Source organism: Collinsella sp. An307, assembly GCF_002161805.1.
In the GTDB taxonomy this organism is placed as follows: domain Bacteria; phylum Actinomycetota; class Coriobacteriia; order Coriobacteriales; family Coriobacteriaceae; genus Coprousia.
In genome coordinates, this window is sequence record NZ_NFIP01000005.1 from 123,362 (window position 1) to 143,504 (window position 20,143).

At 61.6% G+C, this 20,143-nt stretch carries 21 protein-coding genes, 5 tRNA genes and 1 pseudogene; 25 read left to right on the forward strand and 2 right to left on the reverse strand.

All coding sequences use genetic code 11. The features are described from left to right. Positions 1 to 46: 46 nt before the first annotated feature. The 4 genes from thiM to cysS all read left to right on the forward strand — a co-directional run bounded on the left by thiM (position 47) and on the right by cysS (position 3,569). Positions 47 to 886, forward strand: coding sequence for a hydroxyethylthiazole kinase (thiM, locus tag B5F89_RS05650; protein ID WP_087430821.1), 840 nt, complete (start codon positions 47 to 49; stop codon positions 884 to 886). Further along, positions 887 to 1,240, forward strand: a complete 354-nt coding sequence (locus B5F89_RS05655; protein ID WP_087430822.1) for an MTH1187 family thiamine-binding protein — start codon at positions 887 to 889, stop codon at positions 1,238 to 1,240. A gap of 11 nt (positions 1,241 to 1,251) precedes the next feature. Beyond that, positions 1,252 to 1,953, forward strand: coding sequence for a thiamine phosphate synthase (locus B5F89_RS05660; protein ID WP_087430823.1), 702 nt, complete (start codon positions 1,252 to 1,254; stop codon positions 1,951 to 1,953). A 149-nt stretch (positions 1,954 to 2,102) separates the two neighbouring features. Next, positions 2,103 to 3,569, forward strand: a complete 1,467-nt coding sequence (gene cysS, locus B5F89_RS05665) for a cysteine--tRNA ligase (RefSeq protein WP_087430824.1) — start codon at positions 2,103 to 2,105, stop codon at positions 3,567 to 3,569. A gap of 534 nt (positions 3,570 to 4,103) precedes the next feature. Here the strand turns inward: cysS and B5F89_RS05670 are convergent. Further along, entirely contained in the window at positions 4,104 to 4,661 is a 558-nt protein-coding gene (locus B5F89_RS05670; protein ID WP_158098425.1) for a flavodoxin domain-containing protein, read from the reverse strand. Between the two features lie 190 nt (positions 4,662 to 4,851). Between B5F89_RS05670 and B5F89_RS05675 the strand changes: the two are divergent. The 7 genes and pseudogenes from B5F89_RS05675 to B5F89_RS05705 all read left to right on the forward strand — a co-directional run. Beyond that, a pseudogene (locus B5F89_RS05675) lies at positions 4,852 to 4,980 on the forward strand (transposase); the annotation flags it as partial. Between the two features lie 102 nt (positions 4,981 to 5,082). Next, positions 5,083 to 5,565 carry a PDDEXK nuclease domain-containing protein gene (locus B5F89_RS05680; RefSeq protein ID WP_255375163.1) on the forward strand — a complete coding sequence of 161 codons (483 nt, stop codon included), beginning with the start codon at positions 5,083 to 5,085 and terminating at the stop codon, positions 5,563 to 5,565. A gap of 268 nt (positions 5,566 to 5,833) precedes the next feature. Further along, complete coding sequence (rlmB, locus tag B5F89_RS05685; RefSeq protein ID WP_239286687.1) at positions 5,834 to 6,688, forward strand: 23S rRNA (guanosine(2251)-2'-O)-methyltransferase RlmB; 855 nt, start codon at positions 5,834 to 5,836, stop codon at positions 6,686 to 6,688. A 3-nt stretch (positions 6,689 to 6,691) separates the two neighbouring features. Beyond that, the gene (locus B5F89_RS05690; RefSeq protein WP_087430827.1) at positions 6,692 to 7,387 is read left to right on the forward strand and encodes an NYN domain-containing protein; all 696 of its coding nucleotides are present in this window, start codon (positions 6,692 to 6,694) and stop codon (positions 7,385 to 7,387) included. 77 nt (positions 7,388 to 7,464) lie between these two features. Further along, positions 7,465 to 7,752 (forward strand): type II toxin-antitoxin system Phd/YefM family antitoxin, encoded by a 288-nt coding sequence (locus B5F89_RS05695; RefSeq protein ID WP_087430828.1) that lies wholly within the window; start codon positions 7,465 to 7,467, stop codon positions 7,750 to 7,752. A 3-nt stretch (positions 7,753 to 7,755) separates the two neighbouring features. Then, positions 7,756 to 8,061, forward strand: a complete 306-nt coding sequence (locus B5F89_RS05700) for a hypothetical protein (protein WP_087430829.1) — start codon at positions 7,756 to 7,758, stop codon at positions 8,059 to 8,061. Between the two features lie 120 nt (positions 8,062 to 8,181). Beyond that, positions 8,182 to 8,253: transfer RNA gene (locus tag B5F89_RS05705), tRNA-Thr, on the forward strand. 239 nt (positions 8,254 to 8,492) lie between these two features. On the opposite strand, the gene B5F89_RS05710 is transcribed toward B5F89_RS05705, so the two are convergent. Next, complete coding sequence (locus B5F89_RS05710) at positions 8,493 to 11,369, reverse strand: glycoside hydrolase family 2 TIM barrel-domain containing protein (protein WP_204230591.1); 2,877 nt, start codon at positions 11,367 to 11,369, stop codon at positions 8,493 to 8,495. Positions 11,370 to 11,537: 168 nt separating this feature from the next. Between B5F89_RS05710 and B5F89_RS05715 the strand changes: the two genes are divergently transcribed. The 14 genes from B5F89_RS05715 to B5F89_RS05780 all read left to right on the forward strand — a co-directional run bounded on the left by B5F89_RS05715 (position 11,538) and on the right by B5F89_RS05780 (position 20,141). Further along, positions 11,538 to 12,077, forward strand: a complete 540-nt coding sequence (locus tag B5F89_RS05715) for a hypothetical protein (protein ID WP_087430830.1) — start codon at positions 11,538 to 11,540, stop codon at positions 12,075 to 12,077. 241 nt (positions 12,078 to 12,318) lie between these two features. After that, positions 12,319 to 12,403 (forward strand) — tRNA-Tyr (locus tag B5F89_RS05720). Between the two features lie 10 nt (positions 12,404 to 12,413). After that, positions 12,414 to 12,489: transfer RNA gene (locus B5F89_RS05725), tRNA-Thr, on the forward strand. Positions 12,490 to 12,493: 4 nt separating this feature from the next. After that, positions 12,494 to 12,570, forward strand: a tRNA-Met gene (locus tag B5F89_RS05730). Positions 12,571 to 12,663: 93 nt separating this feature from the next. Further along, entirely contained in the window at positions 12,664 to 13,854 is a 1,191-nt protein-coding gene (tuf, locus tag B5F89_RS05735; RefSeq protein ID WP_087430831.1) for an elongation factor Tu, read from the forward strand. Positions 13,855 to 14,124: 270 nt separating this feature from the next. After that, a complete protein-coding gene (gene rpmG / locus B5F89_RS05740; RefSeq protein WP_087205239.1) occupies positions 14,125 to 14,274 on the forward strand; it encodes a 50S ribosomal protein L33 in 150 nt (49 codons plus the stop codon). Positions 14,275 to 14,286: 12 nt separating this feature from the next. Further along, a tRNA-Trp gene (locus B5F89_RS05745) sits at positions 14,287 to 14,362 on the forward strand. A gap of 78 nt (positions 14,363 to 14,440) precedes the next feature. Continuing rightward, a complete protein-coding gene (gene secE / locus B5F89_RS05750; RefSeq protein WP_204230592.1) occupies positions 14,441 to 14,779 on the forward strand; it encodes a preprotein translocase subunit SecE in 339 nt (112 codons plus the stop codon). Positions 14,780 to 14,782: 3 nt separating this feature from the next. Beyond that, positions 14,783 to 15,319, forward strand: coding sequence for a transcription termination/antitermination protein NusG (gene nusG / locus B5F89_RS05755; RefSeq protein WP_087430833.1), 537 nt, complete (start codon positions 14,783 to 14,785; stop codon positions 15,317 to 15,319). A gap of 119 nt (positions 15,320 to 15,438) precedes the next feature. Continuing rightward, the gene (gene rplK / locus B5F89_RS05760) at positions 15,439 to 15,867 is read left to right on the forward strand and encodes a 50S ribosomal protein L11 (protein WP_087205236.1); all 429 of its coding nucleotides are present in this window, start codon (positions 15,439 to 15,441) and stop codon (positions 15,865 to 15,867) included. A 108-nt stretch (positions 15,868 to 15,975) separates the two neighbouring features. Continuing rightward, entirely contained in the window at positions 15,976 to 16,683 is a 708-nt protein-coding gene (gene rplA / locus B5F89_RS05765) for a 50S ribosomal protein L1 (RefSeq protein ID WP_087430834.1), read from the forward strand. A 131-nt stretch (positions 16,684 to 16,814) separates the two neighbouring features. After that, positions 16,815 to 18,434: a glycosyltransferase family 39 protein gene (locus B5F89_RS05770; protein ID WP_158098426.1), complete on the forward strand. Its 1,620-nt coding sequence runs from the start codon at positions 16,815 to 16,817 to the stop codon at positions 18,432 to 18,434. 124 nt (positions 18,435 to 18,558) lie between these two features. Beyond that, positions 18,559 to 18,909: a PadR family transcriptional regulator gene (locus B5F89_RS05775; RefSeq protein ID WP_087430836.1), complete on the forward strand. Its 351-nt coding sequence runs from the start codon at positions 18,559 to 18,561 to the stop codon at positions 18,907 to 18,909. Further along, positions 18,906 to 20,141: a hypothetical protein gene (locus B5F89_RS05780; RefSeq protein ID WP_087430837.1), complete on the forward strand. Its 1,236-nt coding sequence runs from the start codon at positions 18,906 to 18,908 to the stop codon at positions 20,139 to 20,141. The genes B5F89_RS05775 and B5F89_RS05780 overlap by 4 nt, the downstream gene beginning before the upstream one ends. Positions 20,142 to 20,143 lie beyond the last annotated feature (2 nt).

Sequence of the window (20,143 nt, forward strand, 5' to 3'; positions counted from 1 at the left end):
AAACCTCGGGTGGGCGCCTTTTTCGTTGCTCCGGAAAGGATCTTCGATGATCGAGAAAGAAACGCTGGAAGCACAGGTGGCGCGCGCGGCGCAGAAGGTACGCGAGACGTGCCCGGTGGCGCCGTCTATCACCAACACGGTGACCATCAACTTTGTGGCGAACGCTCAGATTGCCGTGGGTGGTTCGGCGGCTATGGTCTATCTGCCCGACGAGGGCGAGGCGATGGCCGAGATGGGCGGTGCCGTGTACATCAACGTAGGCACGCTTCTGCCCGTTTACGCAGATACCCTGCCCGCTACGGCTAAGCGCCTGCACGAGCTCAACAAGCCGTGGGTGGTCGATCCTGTCGCCGTGGGCATGGGTAAGCTCCGCACTCAGCTTCTTGCCGACTTCAAGCCCTATAAGCCCACTATCGTGCGCGGCAATGCGTCCGAGGTGATTACCTTGGCTGACGTGTGGGGGCTTGAGCGCGCTGATGCGGGCGCGGCCGTGCGCGGCGTCGACTCCACGCAGGAGGTCGACGCGGCCCGCGCCGCCGCAGTCGCTATTGCGCGTTACACGGGCGGCGCTGTGGCGGTTTCGGGTGAGACTGACTTGGTGACCGATGGTGAGACTGTGGTCTTGAGCCACGGTGGCTCGCACTTCATGGCCAAGATCACGGGCTCCGGCTGCAGCCTGGGCGGCGTGTGCGCCGTGTATGCCGCATGTGCGGAGACCCCGCTTGCGGCGGCGCTTGCGGCGGTGGGCGTCTACAACGTTGCAGGCGAGCGCGCCGGTGCACGGGTAAACGCGCCGGCAAGCTTCCAGGTGGCGTTTCTGGACGAGCTCTACCTCGCCACGCCCGAGGACATCGCACACCACACCTTTGAGATCGAGGAGGCATAAATGAACGCGCTGGTTGCCGTGGCCATCGCGCCGGTGGGCGTGGGTGACGAGCTGAAGGAGTACGTGGCGGAGGTTATCCGTGTCATCCGCGAAAGCGGCCTTTCCTGTCGCACCAACTCCATGTTCACCGAGATCGAGGGCGAGTGGGACGATGTGATGCGCACCGTGCGCGACGCGACCTTTGTGCTCGCGGAGCGCGGCATCCGCACCGAGGTGGTGCTCAAGGCCGATATCCGCCCCGGCTTTGAGAACATGATGGAGCGCAAGGTGCGCGTGGTGGACGAGATTCTGGACGGCGCGGGCTCCGATGAGGCCGCGGCGAACGGCGCCGGCGCGTGCGCCTGCAAGGCATAGGGGAGTGCGCTATGAGCATACGTGACAACCTGGATATCTCGGCATATCTGGTATTAGGGCCCGAGAACACCTGCGGTCGCCCTGTGGAAGAGGTGGTGGCTCAAGCGCTCGACGCCGGCTTCACCATCATCCAGGTGCGTTCCAAGGTGGCGGGCGCGCGCGAGATGATCGACTGCGCGCGCCGCGTGGCAGATGCCATTGCCGCTGCCGGCAAGTCCGACACCGTGCCTCTGCTCATCGATGACCGGCTCGATGTGGCACTCGCTGCGCGCGAGATGGGCGTCAAGGTGGACGGTGTTCATGTGGGGCAGTCTGATATTCCGCCCGAGATTTGCCGGAAGTTCCTCGGCGAGGATGCGGTGGTGGGGCTCTCTGCCGCCGCGCATGAGATGCGTCACTATATCGAGACGGCCGATGTCTCGGCGGTGGATTACTTTGGCGTGGGCCCCCTGCACGAGACGGCTACCAAGCCCGACTGCGGTCTTGACGACGACGGGCATGTGATCACCCGTAGTCTTGCCGAGCTCGCCGAACTCCACCAGGTGAGCCCGCGCCCCATCGTGGTGGGCGGCGGCGTCAAGGCGGCCGACATCCCCGCACTTGCAGCAACCGGTGTGGAGGGCTTCTTTGTGGTGTCCGCCGTGGCGGGCGCCGATGACCCGCATGCGGCAGCTAAGGAGCTCGTCGACCTCTGGCGTGCAAACAGCGACTAGACGCTATCCCTCAGAACGTCAGATTGTTCACTCTTGTGTGCCGGGCCCGGTCTTTCCGGGCCCGGTCGCGTATAATCGAGCAGTATCGCGCCCTGCCGTCGCGGCAAACCCGCGCCAGCATCACGGGCGAGGCAACGCGAGGAGATCTCATGCTTATCTACAACTCGGCCACGCACAAAAAAGAGGAGTTCGCCCCCATCGAAGAGGGCAAGGTCCGTATGTACGTGTGCGGCCCGACGGTCTACGACAACATCCACATCGGCAACGCACGCACGTTCATCTCCTTTGACGTGATTCGCCGCTGGCTCATCGCGTCGGGCTTTGAAGTGACGTTTGCCCAGAACCTGACCGACGTGGACGACAAGATCATCAATCGCGCCAACGAGCAGGGACGCACCGCCGCCGAGGTGGCCGAGGAGTTCTCGAAGAAGTTCATCGACGTCATGCATGCGGCCAACGTGATGGACCCCGATGTGCGCCCGCGTGCCACCAAGGAAATCGGCCCTATGATTGGCATGATCAAGACGCTCATTGAGGGCGGACATGCCTATGCGGCCGATAACGGCGACGTGTACTTTGCGGTGCGAAGCGATCCCGCGTATGGCGAGGTGTCCGGTCGCAAGGTTGACGACCTTATGGTGGGCGCGCGCATCGCCGCGGGCGAGGCCAAGCGCGACCCGCTGGACTTTGCGCTTTGGAAGGCCGCCAAGCCCGGCGAGCCGAGTTGGAAGAGCCCGTGGGGCGAGGGGCGCCCGGGCTGGCACACCGAGTGCGCCGCCATGGTGCACCGTTACCTGGGCTGCCCGATCGACATCCACGGCGGCGGGTCCGACCTTGCCTTCCCGCACCACGAGAACGAGTGCGCCCAAGCCACCTGCGCCTGGCACGAGGGCTTTGCCAACACGTGGATGCATACGGGCATGCTGCTCGTCGACGGCGAGAAGATGAGCAAGTCGCTCGGCAACTTCTTTACGCTCGAGGAGGTGCTCGAGAAGCACTCCGCGGCTGCCCTGCGCCTGCTCATGCTGCAGACGCATTATCGCTCGCCGCTCGACTTTAGCTGGGAGCGCCTTGCCGGTGCCGAGAACTCGCTGGCGCGCATCGCCGGCACCGTCAAGAACTTGGTGTGGGCTGCGCACCATGCCGAAGGCGTGGCAGACGCTGAGCTCGGAGCTTCGCTCGAGGCAGCGGTCGATGCCGCAAAGGCGGAGTTCGAGCGCCAGATGAACGACGACTTCAACACCGCGGGCGCGCTCGCGGCGTACTTCCAGCTGGTGACCGACGCCAATACCTACCTTGATCAGGCGGGCTCCGCAGTTGATGTAGACGTGGCAACGGGCGCCGCGGCGAGCATTGCCGGCGCGTTCAAAATCCTGGGTATTGAGCTTCCCGAGCCGGAGGAGGAGCTGCCGGTGGGACTCCTCGGCGTGGCCGCAGGGCTTTGCGCCTACACGGGCGACGACGTTGCCGAGGCGGCCGAGCAGATTCTCGCCGCCCGCGCCGAGGCCCGTGCTGCCAAGAACTGGGACGTGGCCGACGCCATCCGCGACCAGCTGCGTGACATGGGGCTCGTGATTGAGGACACCGCCGCTGGTAGCCGCATCAAGCACGCGTAATCTCGGCGACTGCTTTTTCTGCAGGAATACGAGCCGCTCTTTCCCCGAGGAAAGGGCGGCTTTTGCATATGGACTAAGCAATTTCGAGTTCGCATGCGAGACGAACGGGGCATTTGTGCAAACAGCGTTTGCACAGCTTCCCGTTACATGACGAAACCCCTTTCAGAGAGTTTTTATCTTTTCACTAATTCGGAGGGGCTGTGTGGCGATTGAAAGGCCTAGTAGGTTTAATTGCTCGGGGCTTTTTCTTGCGTACTTTTATGCGTAACCGGTGGTGTTTCCCCTCGTGAAAAGCGATATCGGGCTCACGGATGACCAGCAACGCGTGTACGACCTACGTAGTACCGCACGACCCATGGCGGCGGGGAGTTGCTGGAAGGAGTCGATTTCAGCAGGTTGAAGCTTACGAGGATTCTTCAACGCCTCGTTTCCCTTGGCGTGGCTGAGACAATTGGCGTAGCGAGGGGGACGAAGTATCGTCGATTGGCGTAGATGGCGCTGCAGAGCGATAGGGTTGCGCAGAATCGGGTTGCCTTACGATAGTCGCCTGTTATCTCCGCAGCCCAGCTGCTCGAGCAACGGCTCCAAGTACGAGCGATTGCAGCCATCGAAGCCCTCGTGCATGCCCGCGAGCGAGATCTTCTCGCGCTCGTTGCCGCGCGCGATCTCGTCTTCGAGCATTTTGAAGTAGATGCGCATGGCGATTTTATCCATCACGCCGAGCCGCTCGAAGTGGAATCCACCGCGGCAGTACACCCACGGCAGATCGGGGTAGCTATCTGCGGGGAAGGAGCGACGGAACGCCTCCTCGTGCTCGCTCGCAGGCCACAGGTCGCACGGCATGGGCGTTGCACCCACCGCGATTACGGCATAGCGCTTCTCGGGATGCTTCGCCATGTACGCTTGGAAACGCTTGGCGCCCTTGATGCTCGCCGCATGGAACCAGCTGGCAAACACTACGAGTTCGGCATCCGTGGCAACCGCCTCGATGCGATCAAGCGGTTCAGGCGTGCAACTCAGCTCTTCGGCCATCCAGTCAGCGTACGTCTTTGTCGATCCCGTTTGCGAGCAATATACAACAGCGGCTTTCATACGTTCTCCTAGCATCAGGGCCTATGGTCAACTATTCCCTGCAAGGTCGTATTTGCCGCTGTCGTGAATAAAGCCTTACCAAGTGCTGATGAATGCGATCAAGCCAATAGCGACCAATAGTCGAAAGACTCTTTTTCACGAAGTGAGCGTTTCAATGGTGATTGTTCAGGTCGCCGGCCCCGAGGGGAAGGTAATAGAGGGGCACCTGATGCCCGACCACGTGCACATGCTTGTGAGCATCCCGCCCAAGATCGGCGCCTCGGGCTTCATGGGCTGCCTGAAGGGGAGGAGCTCGCCGCTCATGTTCGACCGGCCCGCCACGAGTCAAGGGGCCATCGGGCCTGAACGGCGGTTCAGGCCAGGGACTTGAGCCCCTGGCCTGGGGCCATAGGGTTATACCCTAAGAGCAGACCACCCGCTAGTGGGTGGTCATGATTGGTCGCACAATATCGCGCTGATGGACAAGGTGAAGGGTGTGAAGCAGCGACTTTGGTACGCACAGGCATCAATAGAGAACGGTTGGTCACATGCTGTACTCATCCATCAGATTGAATCACATCTCTACGAGCGCCAGGCGCTGTCCGGTATCGTGAACAACTTCAGCCGTACGCTTCCCGAGTCAGAGAGCGAGCTCGCGCAGCAGGCGCTTAAGGACCCATTCATCTTCGATTTCATTACGGCCGAGCAGAGCCGATCCGAGCGCGATATAGAGACGCAGATGGTCGAGAATGTGACGAAGGTGCTGCTGGAGCTGGGGACTGGCTTCGCATTCATGGGCAACCAGTATCATCTAACTAGAGTGCGTATTATCAAAAACCAGCATCCAGTAAACTGCGTATTATTGGAATATGGGAGCTACGGTAAACTGCGTACTTTTGAAAAAGCATGCTGTCTTACTAGATAGATTCCCTGTTTACGAGGCGACTCTCAAGAAAACCATTCAGCGATTTCATATGGCGAATTCAAGAGGCGTTTCGGCAGACGTGTCGGTGATTCGTTCATCGTTCATCCGAAGGCTCTGTCGCAAGATGAGAGCGGATTGAGAATACCGACGTACATGATGTTCTGTGCGGCCGAGGATCAAAAGCAAGAGAATGAAGTACTATTTTTGGAATGGCTGGGCGAGGCAAGTTTGTCTGTTTGAGCTGAGCGAGAGAATGAACGGGGCGGATATGGCAAAACGTGGCAACACTGATAAGCGGAGGCGTGTGGGAAATTCTCAGGTAGTGGGCGCTTATATTGAGGGGCGCCGGGCTGTAACGGAGGCGCTGCGTGCCGGCTTTCCCGTCAAGCGTGCGCTCGTGGCCGAGGGTGAGGGCAAAGATGCCGCGCTGGTGCAGCTTGTTGACTACCTGCATGCGGCCGGCGTGCCCGTTATCACTCGTCCCCGCGCCGAGCTCGACGCCATCTCCGCACACGGTGCGCATCAGGGTATCGCGCTTGAGGTTGGCGCCTTCCCGTACGCTGAGCTTGCCGATATCGTTGCGCGCGCGGGCGAGGGCCCCGCGCTCGTGGTGGTGCTCGACCACGTGACCGATGCCGGCAACTTTGGCGCCATTGTGCGCACGGCCGAGGTCGTGGGCGCCGCGGGCGTGGTCATTGCCAACAAGCGCGCGGCCGAGGTGACGGTTGCTACCTATAAGACCTCCGCCGGCGCTGTCATGCACCTGCCCATCGCGCGCGTGCCCAACATCGCTCGTGCGCTTGAGGATCTCAAGCAGGCGGGCTTTTGGTGTGTCGGCGCGAGCGAGCATGCCGAAGGGTCCTGCTGGGAGTCGTCGCTTACCGGGCGCATCGCTCTTGTGATGGGGTCTGAGGGCGAGGGCATCTCGCGCCTGGTGCTCGAGACCTGCGATGACCTCACGCGCTTGCCGCAGCGCGGGGTGACCGAGAGCCTGAACGTGGCGCAGGCAACCACGGCGCTCGCCTACGAATGGCTCCGCGTGAACATCGCCGAGCTCGGCGACGCCGGTGCTGCAGTCTCCGACCAGGGCCGCGAGATTGCCGCGGCAGGGGCGGGGGAGTAGCCCATGTCCAAGAAGAACCGTGCGAAGGCCAAGGCAAAACGCTTTGGCGAGGGCTCGGCAAAGCCTCTTGTCTCGGCGAGCACCTTTGGGGTCGGCAACGCCTTCTCGGCGGCGTTTGGCGAGGTGGCTGAGCCGGCGCGCGGCACCAACGCGCGCGGCCAAAAGGAGCTCCTGGTGGTCGATGGTTACAACGTCATTCATGCCGACCCGCGCTACGAGCGCCTTATCTTCGACCGCTCGGACGATCCCTATTCGCGCGATGTCTACGACGCGGCGCGCACCTCGCTCATCGCGGATGTGGCCGCTTTTGCGCAGGGGCGCTACGAGCCGGTGATCGTGTTCGATGGTGCGGGCAACGTGAACCCCGACCGTCCGAATCTCCCGCAGGCGGGGGTGCGCATCGAGTTTTCGCCCACGGGGGTCTCGGCCGACACCATCATCCAGCGCCTGTGCACTGACGCTCGTGAGCATGGTCGCGCCTGCTCGGTCGTCACGAGCGACGGCACGATCCAGGCGACGGTCATGGGCAAGGGCGTCACGCGCATCTCGGCGCGTATGTTTGTGGGCGAGGTCAAGCAGGTTGATGCCGATGTGGCGGAAGCAGAGGCGGCGCCCGATATCAAGCTCACCCTCGGCAGTAGACTCGGCGGGGATTCTCTCTCTAAGCTGGCGGCGCTCCGCGACAGCCTGCGCGGATAGCAGGTTATTAGCATGTAATTATCTGCTAGAATGGACGGCGACGACAAGATCCGGGTTGTATCGGCAGGGAGGTCGCGATGTCCAAAACAGCTGCGCTTACTGATTTCAATCGTTCGCCTAATACGTTGCTCGCCGAGCTCCATGAGTCTCAGCAACCTTGCTATCTCACCAAAAATGGTAAGGCATGCGCCGTCATCATGGACCCCGACGCATTTGAGCAGGCGATGTCTTTCCGTGCAGAAGCGCGTGAGCGTGAGATGCGCGTCTATGACGGCGTGCTTCGGGGCTATGAGGATTATTGCGCGGGGAGGGTTACGCCGGCTCGTGAGGCGCTCGCTGCGCTCCGAGAGAAAAAAGGCTGGTAGCGTATGGCGTATCGCGTCTATTTCGCAAACAGCGTCCTCGACTTTATCGATGAGCATGTTACGTCAGAACGCGTTTTTGAGCGCATTGAGGCGTATCGCGAGTTGCTGGAGAGCTACCCATACCTTGGCGCTGCATATGATCCGGAGTACGCGGCGGCGCAGCCTCCGATCCCCTGCAGGCGACTGCCGATTCCCGATACGCCGTTTACCATGTATTACGCCGTTGATGACGAGGCGCAGGCAGTTAATGTGTTCTACCTAGACTTCTCGGCGGCAAACCCGCGATATCGTTTCAGGTATCTCGATTAGGTTGTGGGCTCGTGTGCAGAACGGCTCGGTTGCGCTTCGCTGCTTGCCGCTTGCACCGTCATTCAGTATCCTATAGAAGCTTCGTGCGGGGGTGCATATGCGCCGCCAAGCGCCGAGCGTGCCAGCGTGGCTCAACGGTAGAGCAAGTGATTTGTAATCACTGGGTTGCGGGTTCGATTCCTGTCGCTGGCTCCCTTACACATCAAGCCCAGAGACCGATGGGGTCTCTGGGCTTTCGTTTTGCGAACCCGCCTCTGTTCGGAGCGTGGTGCGGGTGTGGCACCTTTTGGTGTTGACCGTACGCCAGTATCAAGAGGTTATGGTGGGTGTACGCGACAAGGGCGGTCCATGGGGTTTGTGTTGACCAAACTGACGCCTATCAACTGCGAGAGCAGAAGACGGCAGCCCGCGCCGCGCCCCGTGAGCGAGGCCTAGCGGAGGATGCGCACCGCCACGCGATACGTTCCTGCGGCGTTGATGCGGTACGGCTCCTCCACGTCCGACCCCCAGCTATCGATGCCGCCCACGCCGCGCATCGCGCCGTACAGGCACAGGTGCGTGCGCTCCGTTACGGGGAGCTCCTCGGGGTGCGCGGCGCTTTCAATCTCGAGTGCGCTCGCGGGAAGCGCCGAGAACGCGAACGGTTCCTCCTCCATAACGAACGCGATCTTGCCCGTGCAACGCTCGCCAGCATCGCGCACCGCGAGTTCAAGCTCGTGCGTGTGCATGTGGCAACCGCAGTCCTGTGGGACGAGGTAGGCGGGTACGTGCGGCTCCTCATGGTGGCGGCCAAAGGTGCCGCCGCGCCAGCGGTCGGGGTACGTCTCGCCCGAGAGGCCCGTCCAGGCAACGTCCGCGACAGGTAACGGGGTCACCAGGTGCACGCCAAAACACGGCAGCTCAGGTAGCCCCTCGGCACCGGTGTAGAGCGCCTCGACGAGCATGCCAGCACCTGCCTCAACGGTGTAGCGCAGGATTATCTCCGCTCCGGGGACGACGTCTGCCGCAAAGCGGTACGCCACCACCACGCGGCGCGGGCCGAGCTCCTCCACGCGCTGATCCGTGCAGCGGCAGAACGCCTCTGCGGCGAGCCAGGCGGCGCTTCTTGCCGGGAAGCCGCACCCGCGGTCGTTATCGGTCGAGGCGCGCCAAAGCGCGGGCCGCGGTGCCCGCCAGAGCCACTCGCGCCCGTCCACGCGCAGGCTCACGGGTCCATGTTCCGCCCACGAGAAGAGGACGGAGAGCTCGCCGCACGTAACGCCAAGGTTCACATCGCCCTGCACGATTGCAAGGTCGGGTGCTTCTGCGGCACGTTCGCGCCGCGTCGCTGCCTGCACGGCAATCGTGCGTGTGCTCTGTGCCTCGGCAGCATCGCGTGCGGCATCGTGCGCGGCGCGCGCGGAGGCGTCTGCGTACCAGTAGCGCACCTCCTGCATCGCGGGCTTCTCAGTGCCGTCGGCAAAGACGATGCCGTCGCCGCTGAACGCGTAGTCGCTCGGTCGCTCGCCAAAGTCTCCACCGTAGCCCAGCGTGCGCCGTGCGAATGCATCGCGCCGCCAGAGGGCCTGGTCCATGTAGTCCCAGATAAAGCCTCCCTGGTACTGGTCAAACTCTTCGCCCAGACGCATATAGCTCTCCATGCCGCCCAGGCTGTTGCCCATGTCGTGCATGTACTCGCAGAGTATGAAGGGCTTTTTGGGCGAGCTCTCAAGGTAGCGGCGGATGTCCGTCGGCGTTGCGTACATGCGGCTCTCTACGTCCGAGGTCTCCTCCCATGTGGGGTCGTAGCCCTTGCGCCCCCGTGCTTGGAACACGCCTTCGTAATGAACGGGACGGCTCGGGTCCGCCTCGTGGAAGAAGCGGCTCATAGCGAGGATGGCATCGCCGGCGTACGACTCGTTGCCGCAGCTCCACATAAGGACCGCAGGATGGTTCTTGTCCCGCTCAAACATCGAGCGCGCGCGGTCGATGACGGCGGGTGTCCACGCGGCGAGGCTACCCGGTACGTTCCATGCGGGATCCACGGCTCCGAGCTTTTGCCAGCTGCCGTGGGTCTCGAGGTTTGCCTCGTCAATCATATAGATGCCGTTCTCGTCACAGAGGTCGTACCACGGCGTCTGATCGGGGTAGTGGCAGGTGCGTACGGCATTGATGTTGTTGCGCTTGAAGACCTCCATCGCGCGGAGCATGTCGTCACGTGCGATGGCACGGCCGCGCTCGGCGCTCCACTCGTGACGGTTTACGCCGCAGAAGAACAGGCGCTGCCCGTTGAGACGCAAGACGCCGTTCTCGATCCCCACGCGGCGAAAGCCCGTCCGCACGGTTGCGTGCTCCACCTCGCGTCCGGAGTAGAAGTCGACAAGCGCCACCTCGACCGTATAGAGCGCCGGATGCTCGTGGCTCCAGGGGACGATGTTCTCGATTCGCAGGGGGCAAGCGAGCTCGACCGTGCGCGCGCCCTCCCAGGGGCAGTCTGCCTTCTCGACGTTCGTAAAGCCCGGCGCCCCCTCATAAAGCTTGGCCCCGTTCGCGTCCGTTATGCGCAGCTGCACAATGCACGACGCGAGCGTCTCGGCATCGTTGGTGGAGGTAAGGGTGATGCGCGGGTCGAGTATGCCCGTGGTGTTGTCCATGCCGAGCCCGGCCCTCAGCCACACATCCTCAACATGCAGGCGCGGCTTGGCGTAGAGCACTACGGGACGGAAGATGCCAAAGAATCGGAACATATCTTGATCTTCCAGCCACGATGCGCTCGCGTGCTGAAAGACCTCGACGGCAAGGCGGTTCACCCCCGGGTGCAGATAGTCGGTGAGGTCAAAGTCGCTCGGGGTGAAGCTGTCCTCGGCGTAGCCTACAAAGCGCCCATTTACCCAGAGATAGAAAGCGCGCTCAACGCCCTGGAAAGAGATGCATACGCGCATATCCTCCCATGCGGGGTCGAGCTCGAAGTCGCGCACATAACAGCCCACGGCGCAGCGACTGGCGTCGATGGCGGGCGGACGCAGGTCGGAGATACCGTCCCAGGGGTATTGCGTATTCACATATTGGATTTGACCGTATCCCTCGAGCTCGATATGGGCGGGCACTTGGATGGTGCCAAAGCCGGAGAGATCGGCGTCTTCGCGCCAGAAGTCGCGCGGTCGCTCGTCTATGGAGGGAGCGTAGGCAAAGCGCCAGCTGCCGTCGAGCGAGCGCGTGCAGGTGCGCAGGGCGCCGCGCCACGTGTGGTCCGAGTGCGCGGGGAGCCGGTTCACCTCAAAGACCTCGGGGTCCTGGAGCCAGGCGAGGGTGGGGGACAAAGCGTTCACGGTGCCTCCAATCGGTTGGTTGGTGCCAGTGTAGCGCGCGCGGACCCATCTTGCCGACGCCTGCCGTTTACCGCCCGAGCGCGCCGTCTGCCGATGCCGTAGCTGTAACGCTGCCGTCGCGTGCGCGGTGTGCTGTAATACGGGGACCAATGGGGTGGGGTGGTTTATATGGCTACGGGCAGCAAGAACGGAAAGAGGCGTCGCAGGAACCATCGCCGTCCAAACAGGCGCACGGTTGGTTCTTACATTGACGAGCCCTTTGGCCTTGTTATGAACTGTTTCTTGGGGTTTTGGCTGTTCTGCACCCTGCCAACGTACTTCCTCACGCAGAACAAGGAGTACTTTTGGCAGTTCTACGGCCCGATTATCGTGCCGGCTCTTCTTATCATCATCGCGGTATGGGTTATTGGCGGTATCGTGAAGTATGGGGCCCGCGCGATAGTGGCTGTGCCCGTGCAGATGTGCTACACCATCATTGTTCTGCTGGGGCTTGTCTGGCAGCTTATCGCTGCAATCGGCGAGGCAATCGGCCTGTCCGTCCCTATGTTTCTCACAGTGAGAACGCCGGGTGCGCCCACCGAGGACGGTCACTGGCACGACGAGCCGCGCGAGACGCCATCGAGCGGGCTCGGGACGTTCGAGCAGACCTATATTGCTTACAAAGGGACTAAGGCGCTGTTTGACAGCGACGAGCCGCGCCGTCGCTGAGGCACCGTCGCGCTCATTCGGAGCCCCAGCCGATCGGTGCGCCTTCACAACACGTTCACGACAACGCGCCGCGCAGTAAAAGACGAATCAATAAAACCGCAGGAAACCCGAGTATAGATACGCCCGGTGGCGTGTATTTAAGCAAAGTGGTTGACAGGCACCGGCACCGCGTCGTACTATTCTTTCGCTCGCGGAGATGCTTAGCCGTCTGGCAAAAGCGCTTTGCGGGTCTTGCTTCTCTGGGAGTGTGCCCGAGTGGTTAATGGGGACGGGCTGTAAACCCGTTGGCTCTGCCTACCAAGGTTCGAATCCTTGCGCTCCCACCAGCAAGCAAGTGCCTGTATAGCTCAGTCGGTAGAGCACTTCGTTGGTAACGAAGAGGTCACCAGTTCAAGTCTGGTTGCAGGCTCCAGTACGGCGGTGTAGCTCAGTTGGTTAGAGCACACGGTTCATACCCGTGGCGTCACTGGTTCGAATCCAGTCACCGCTACCAAGGTAACACGGTGGCTTTCCCACTCCGGGGGAGCCACTTAGGTTAAGAAGGCATTGTCCCCGCCGGGGACGACCTTTGAAGGAGGAGGGCTAAATGGCCAAGGAAAAGTTCGAGCGCACTAAGCCGCATGTTAACATCGGCACCATCGGCCACGTGGACCACGGTAAGACCACGCTGACCGCCGCCATCACCAAGGTTCTCTCCGAGACCGAGGGCTGCAAGGCCGACTTCACGGCGTTCGAGAACATCGACAAGGCTCCCGAGGAGCGCGAGCGCGGCATCACCATCTCCGTTGCTCACGTCGAGTACGAGACCCAGAACCGTCACTACGCTCACGTTGACTGCCCGGGCCACGCTGACTACATCAAGAACATGATCTCCGGTGCTGCCCAGATGGACGGCGCTATCCTGGTCATCGCCGCTACCGACGGCCCCATGGCTCAGACCCGCGAGCACATCCTGCTCGCCCGTCAGGTCGGCGTTCCCTACATCGTCGTGTTCCTGAACAAGTGCGACATGGTCGACGACGAGGAGCTCATTGACCTCGTCGAGATGGAGACCCGTGAGCTCCTCTCCGAGTACGACTTCCCGGGAGACGACATCCCCGTCGTCCGTGGTTCCGCTCTCGGCGCCCTCAACGGCGAGGAGAAGTGGATGGATTCCGTCCGCGAGCTCATGGCCGCTGTTGACGAGTACATCCCGACCCCCGAGCGTGACGACGCCAAGCCGTTCCTGATGGCCGTCGAGGACACCATGACCATCTCCGGCCGTGGTACCGTTGCTACCGGTCGTGTCGAGCGCGGCGTGCTCAAGCTCAACGAGCCCGTCGAGATCGTCGGCATCAAGGAGACCCAGTCCTCCGTCGCCACCGGCATCGAGATGTTCCGTAAGACCATGGACTTCTGCGAGGCTGGCGACAACGTCGGCATTCTGCTCCGTGGTATCAAGCGCGAGGACATCGAGCGCGGCCAGGTTCTCTGCAAGCCCGGCTCGGTGCACCCGCACACCAAGTTCACCGGCGAGGTCTACGTCCTCACCAAGGAGGAGGGCGGCCGTCACACCCCGTTCTTCGATGGTTACCGTCCGCAGTTCTACTTCCGTACCACTGACGTGACCGGCACCGTCAAGCTCCCCGAGGGCACCGAGATGGCCATGCCTGGTGACCACATCACCATCGAGGGCGACCTCATCCACCCGATCGCCATGGAGGAGGGCCTGCGCTTCGCTATCCGCGAGGGTGGCCACACCGTCGGCTCGGGCGTTGTCTCCACGATCATCGAGTAACTTCGGTTATCCGGTAATCACGAGCTACCTGCAACCCGGTTCCCTCTCGGGGGAGCCGGGTTGTTTTCTGTCACGGTCGGTAGCACTTGATCGATCTGCAGCCAGGTGAATCTGCGTGTCAAGATAATCTATCTGCGCACGAGCTACCTGAGGTTATGTATCGTTTCTGCAGACAGGCCGCCCGGCCTACCAGACCGTTGACGTAACATCCACGAGATGATAATGTAATCCACCGTGCCCGTCCGGGCGGTATTGGAGGTAATAAGTTTCATGCGTACCCTAGTCACCCTTGCATGCACCGAGTGCAAGCGTCGCAACTACACGACGACCAAGAACAAGGCCACCATGCCTGATCGCATGGAGATCAAGAAGTATTGCCCCTGGTGCCACCGTCACACGGTCCACAAGGAGACTCGCTAGTCTTCTAACCATACGCCAGTAGTTCAATTGGTAGAGCATCGGTCTCCAAAACCGAGTGTTGAGGGTTCGAGTCCTTCCTGGCGTGCCAGTAACCAATCCGTAAGCCCCGCTCTTTGGGGCTTACGGTTTTACCATGTTTGAGCGTGTTTTGCCGGAGGTAGCCACTATGGCCAACAAGAAGACTCCTAAGAAGGGAACTGCAGCCGCTGCTCCCTCAAAGGACACTGCCAAGAAGGCCGAGAAGGCAAAGCAGAGCAAGGCTCCGGCCAAGGCGGCTAAGGGCAAGGGCGGTAAGGCCGCTAAGCCCGGTTTCATCGAGCGCACCAAGAAGTACTTCTCCTCGGTCCGCACCGAGATGCGCCGTGTTACGTGGCCGACCAAGCAGGAGCTCATCAACTACTCCGTTGCCGTGTGCGTCTCGCTTGTCGTTGTTGGTGTGGTCATCGCTGCGCTCGACTTCGTCATCAGTGAGGGCCTCGTGCTCTTCTCCGGTCTGAGGGGGTAATCCGTGTCTAAGCGTTGGTATGTGGTTCACACCTATTCCGGTTACGAGAAGAGCGTCAAGTCCGACCTCGAGCATCGCATCGAGACCATGGGGATGCAGGATCGCATCTTTGATATCGAGATTCCTATGGAGAGCGTGACCGAGATCAAGGAGGGCGGCAAGCGCGAGACCAAGGACGTCAAGATCTTCCCGGGCTATGTGCTCGTTCGTATGGAGATGGATGACGACGCTTGGACGTGCGTCCGCAACACCCCCGGTGTCACCGGCTTCCTCGGCGCTAACGGCAAGCCCTCTCCGCTTTCGCGCGATGAGTACAACAAGATGATGCGTCGCTCCAAGAAGGGCGATTCTCCCAAGCGCACCGCTGTCGGCCTCGAGGTCGGCACGTCGGTCCGCGTTACCTCCGGCCCGCTCGCCGATTTCGACGGTCAGGTCGCCGAGGTCGACGCGAACGCCGGCAAGGTGAAGGTCACCCTTGTGATCTTTGGGCGCGAGACGCCGGTCGAGCTCGGCTTCGATCAGGTGGCTGTCATCAGCTAATTCGTCCGTTCGCGAGCCTGTGTTCCCCGAGCGGCCGCTCACCGCTCGAGGTGCTTCTAGCACGGGCACGCTGACGATATAGATTTACGTTAGAAGCATTCTTTAAGGAAGGTTCCAAGATGGCTGAGAAGAAGGTTGCAACCGTCATCAAGTTGCAGATCAACGCCGGTCAGGCTAACCCGGCTCCTCCGGTGGGTCCTGCCCTCGGTGCTGCCCAGGTCAACATCATGCAGTTCTGCCAGGCGTTCAACGCCGCCACGCAGGACAAGATGGGCGACGTCATCCCCGTTGAGATCACCGTCTACGAGGATCGCTCGTTCACCTTCATCACCAAGACCCCGCCTGCGGCTCACCTCATCAAGAAGGAGCTCAAGCTCAAGAGCGGCTCCGCTGTGCCCCAGCGCGACAAGGTCGGCCAGCTCACTCAGGAGCAGCTCACCAAGATCGCTGAGATCAAGATGCCGGACCTCAACGCCAACGACATTGAGGCCGCCAAGAAGATCGTCGCCGGTACCGCCCGTTCCATGGGCGTGACCATCGCCGAGTAACACGGTGTAATCGAGGGCGCTCTTGCGGGCGCCCTTGTTAGGCGGTGCGCCGCGGTGGCGCACCACGATGTGGGAGGGCACCTGCCCGTTGACCACAGGAGGTATAACATGGCAAAGCATGGAAAGAACTTCCGCGCTGCGGCCGAGAAGGTCGACAGCCAGAATCTCTACAGCCCGCTCGCGGCTGTGAAGCTCGTCAAGGAGGTCGCTCCGGCCAAGTTTGACGAGACCGTTGAGGCTCACTTCCGTCTGGGCATCGACACCCGTAAGGCTGACCAGAACGTCCGTGGCTCCATCTCGCTGCCCCACGGCACCGGCAAGAGCGTGCGCGTTGCTGTCTTCGCTGAGGGCGAGAAGGCTCGCGAGGCGGAGGAGGCCGGCGCCGATGTCGTTGGTTCCGACGAGCTCGTCGCCCAGATTCAGTCTGGCGAGATCAACTTCGACGCTGCTATCGCCACGCCGAACATGATGGCCAAGGTTGGCCGCATCGGTAAGATCCTCGGCCCCCGTGGCCTCATGCCGAACCCCAAGCTCGGCACCGTGACCATGGATGTTGCCAAGATGGTCTCCGAGCTCAAGGCCGGCCGTGTTGAGTACCGCGCCGACCGCTACGGCATCTGCCACGTGCCGGTGGGCAAGGTCTCCTTCGACGATCAGAAGCTCGTGGAGAACTACGCTGCTCTCTACACCGAGCTCCTGCGCGTGAAGCCCGCTTCCGCCAAGGGCCGTTACGTCAAGAGCATCTCGCTCTCCTCGACCATGGGCCCCGGCGTGAAGGTCGATCCTTCCGTCCAGCGCGACTTCATGGCTGAGTAGTTTGCTGACATACTGAAGCCTTGTTGGGCCCGATTCCGTTTCTGGCGGAGTCGGGCCTTTCGTGTTAGGGTGGCTTGATGTGCGTCGTGCGTGGGAGGTTACCCGTCGTTTCGCCAATGGGGAGAGGTTCTATGAGCCAGCGCGTGAGAATCGGCTATATCGCTGTTTTTGTAGTGGGCGCTGTGCTTATGCTGGCACCCGCCCTCACCGACGTGTTCTGGTTTGACGAAGCCTACTCCATTGCGCTTGCTCGCCAGAGCTTGCCTGAGATCTGGCGCATCGGTGCCGCGGACGTACATCCCCTTCTCTACTACGTGCTCTTGCATGGGGTGTGTGCCGTGTTTGGCGAAAGCGTTGTCGCTTACCGCCTGTTCAGCGTCGCCGGAATGATTGCCACGGCGTTGCTGGGGCCCAAGCTTGTGCGACGGGACTTTGGGGTGCGCGTGGGGCTCCTGTATAGTGCGCTCGTGCTCTTCACCCCGTATGCCCTCTTTCAAGCGACCGAGATCCGCATGTACAGCTGGGCGATGTTCACCGTCATGCTCTGCTTCCTTATGATGCTGCGCATCGTCTATGCGCTTCGCCAGAAATCCGGCGAGGACGTGCCTTTCTCCTGGTGGCTCGTCTTTGGCATCTCGAGCTTTGCGGCAGCGTCGCTGCACTACTACGCGTTGCTTTCCGCATTCATGCTGAACCTTATGGTTCTTATCGAGCTTGTGCGCGTGCGTGCGCCGCGTCGTGAGGCGCTGCGGTTTGTGGCGAGCGCGGTGCTGCAGGTCGCCTTATACGCCCCTTGGCTGCTCACCCTCATAGCAAAAATGGGTGATATGACGGGTGGCAGGTTCTGGATCGCACCGCTTGGTGTGAAGTCGCTGGTGCAGCTCGTCTTGTATCCGCTCGTTACCCCTGCGATGAGCATAGGGGCTGCGCGACTGTTTGGTGATGAGGCATCCGCCCTGCTGCCAGGCGTTCTTATGGTCGTGGCGGTAGTGCTTACCCTTTGTGCGGCGGGATGCCTTCTGGCGGGCAACATCGCGTTGCAAAAGAGTGGGGAGCGCCCTGCTATGGCGCTTCGCCGGGGAGCTGTCCTCTACCTCGGTATCATCGTGCTCGGTGGGGTAGTCTCCTTTGCGCTGGGAACGACGGTGCTCTATTACCGCTACCTTGTGATTGCGTTGCCGCCCTTGCTGCTCGCCCTTGCCGTGGGCGTTTGCAAGATACGGGCGCGCGGAAGATGGCGCGCGCTTGCTGGAGCAATGCTCGCGGTATTGGCGCTCTTCCAGACCATGTCGGCGGTAGAGCTAGCCTATGACCCGGCGAATAGCGCCGTGCGCGATGCTGTGCTCGAAGTTGCGTACACAGATGATGGCGAGCGCCGCCCCGTCGTATCCAACGACATCATCGCCTTGGGAACGTTGGCCACGCACGAGCTCGTAGACGGTGAGGCGGGGGAGACGGCGTCCAAGCTTGGGCCGGAGCTTGTGTATGCAGATGATATCTCGGGGTATTGGTCTGCGGCGTACGACTGCTTTGCCCCGGCGCTCACCTGCACCGAGGACACTGAGACGCTGGCGTCGGCCGCCCCCAACGGTGAGATTATTTGGCTATCGCGCAACCAGGGGGAGGACGGCGCCGCCGTGAAGGACCTTCTGGAATGTGGGCTTACCAAGCTGGACGCACAGACCATTTGGAGCCCGTACGAGCGCGATACCTATGTAATCACGCTGTTGAGAGTGCCCGATTCGCGCTAGTAAAAAGTGCGACAAAGCGCGAGACGCTAAAGCAGCCCTCAGCTATTTATAAAAAAGTATATCGACAGACATAGTACATCGTGTTACATTATGCCTGAGGAACAGCATCCAGGGAGGTGACGCGATGGCCACACGCGATGCAGTGAGCGACCTCATTCGTGGAAACATCGATGCCATCATCCTGTGCGTGCTCTCGGACGGAGATAGCTATGGGTACGAGATCCTGAAGGAGATCGCCCAGACCAGTCGAGGCGCGTACGAGATGAAGGAGCCCTCGCTCTACACGAGCCTGAAGCGCCTCGAAGGCCAAGGCTTTGTGGAGAGCTACTGGGGCGACGAGACCCAGGGGGCGCGGCGCAAGTACTACCGCGTAACCGATGCGGGCAAGACCGAATTAAACGTCGCAACAGAGCGCTGGGTGCATGTACGCGAGATTATCGACCGCTTGCTCAAGCAGGACGGGGGAGAGAGATGAACGAGCTGAGGATGTACGTCGAGCATCTCTTTGAGGGCAAGGTCCTCACGGCAGAGATGATCGAGCTGAAAGAGGAAATGTACGGGAACCTTGTTGCGCGCTACGAGGATTATCTGGCGGGCGGCATGGATGCTGCCGAGGCTCTCGAGAAGACCAAGGCGAGCATTACGAGCGTTGAGGACGTTCTCGCGGGTGAGGATGCGGACGAAGTGGCCGAGGCGGGGGCTCCGGTGGTGCAGCCCACCGCGGACGCTGAGCCGGTTGCGGAGGAGCCCGTGTCTTCGGCATCGCAGGCCGAAGCGCCTGCTGCTGAGACCACGGTGCTGTCCGGCGCCACCGCCGCACACGCCGCGGGTACGCCTGTGCCGCCTCAGACAGAGCCGGAGCTGGCGGACCTCGCCACGCCTGCGATGGGCCGTAAGATTACGTCAAAGGTTCTCATCGCGAGTTTGATCGCGCTTGTATTCGTCGTGCTCGCGGCGTTTTTTGGGGTCCTCGCGGTTGGCTGTGTCTCCTTTGGCGTGACCGATGATACGCAAGGGCAGGTTACGACTGCCAACACCGTGCAGGGTACTGGTAACGACACGGCGGACGGCACCACGGGCAACGGTAACACCTCAGGCAACAACGGCGCCGCGAGTAACAACAACGCTGTGGGCAACGGCAACGCCGCCGGCAACGCCGGCCAAGGTCAGTCGACCACGCCTCGTTTCGAGGACCCCGAGGACCAGGCGGAGTACGAGGCCACGAGCGCGCTCGACAGCGCCATCGCCAACCAGACCGCCGCGAGCCTGGCTGAGATGGCGGGGGCCGGTAACGCCCCGGCAAGCATGGTGCAGTCGCTGCCGCTTGGCGAGTATGCGGGTTCCACGGGCAACGACACCCAGCAGGCGAGGTTCAACGTGCGTTACGACAACGTCTCTGACCTTATTGATGGCGACGCCATCGACCGGGCGCTCCTCTACAACGCCACAGCCCTCATGAGCGCCCACAGCGATATCCGGCAAGTGACCATCACGGTGCATGAGCGCTACGACAGCGACTACGACACCGATACCTACACGTTTGACCGTGCAACGCTCGAGCACGCCTACAGCAACGCCAGCAACGGTGCCATCGCAGCGCTCGACAGCTCGCTCTTTGCGAGTGAGGAGGCGTGGCAGAACGTGCGCGACTACGTGTTCCGCGAGAACTTCTGCGAGCGCCAGGTCGATTTTGCAGAGGTCGAGTAAGT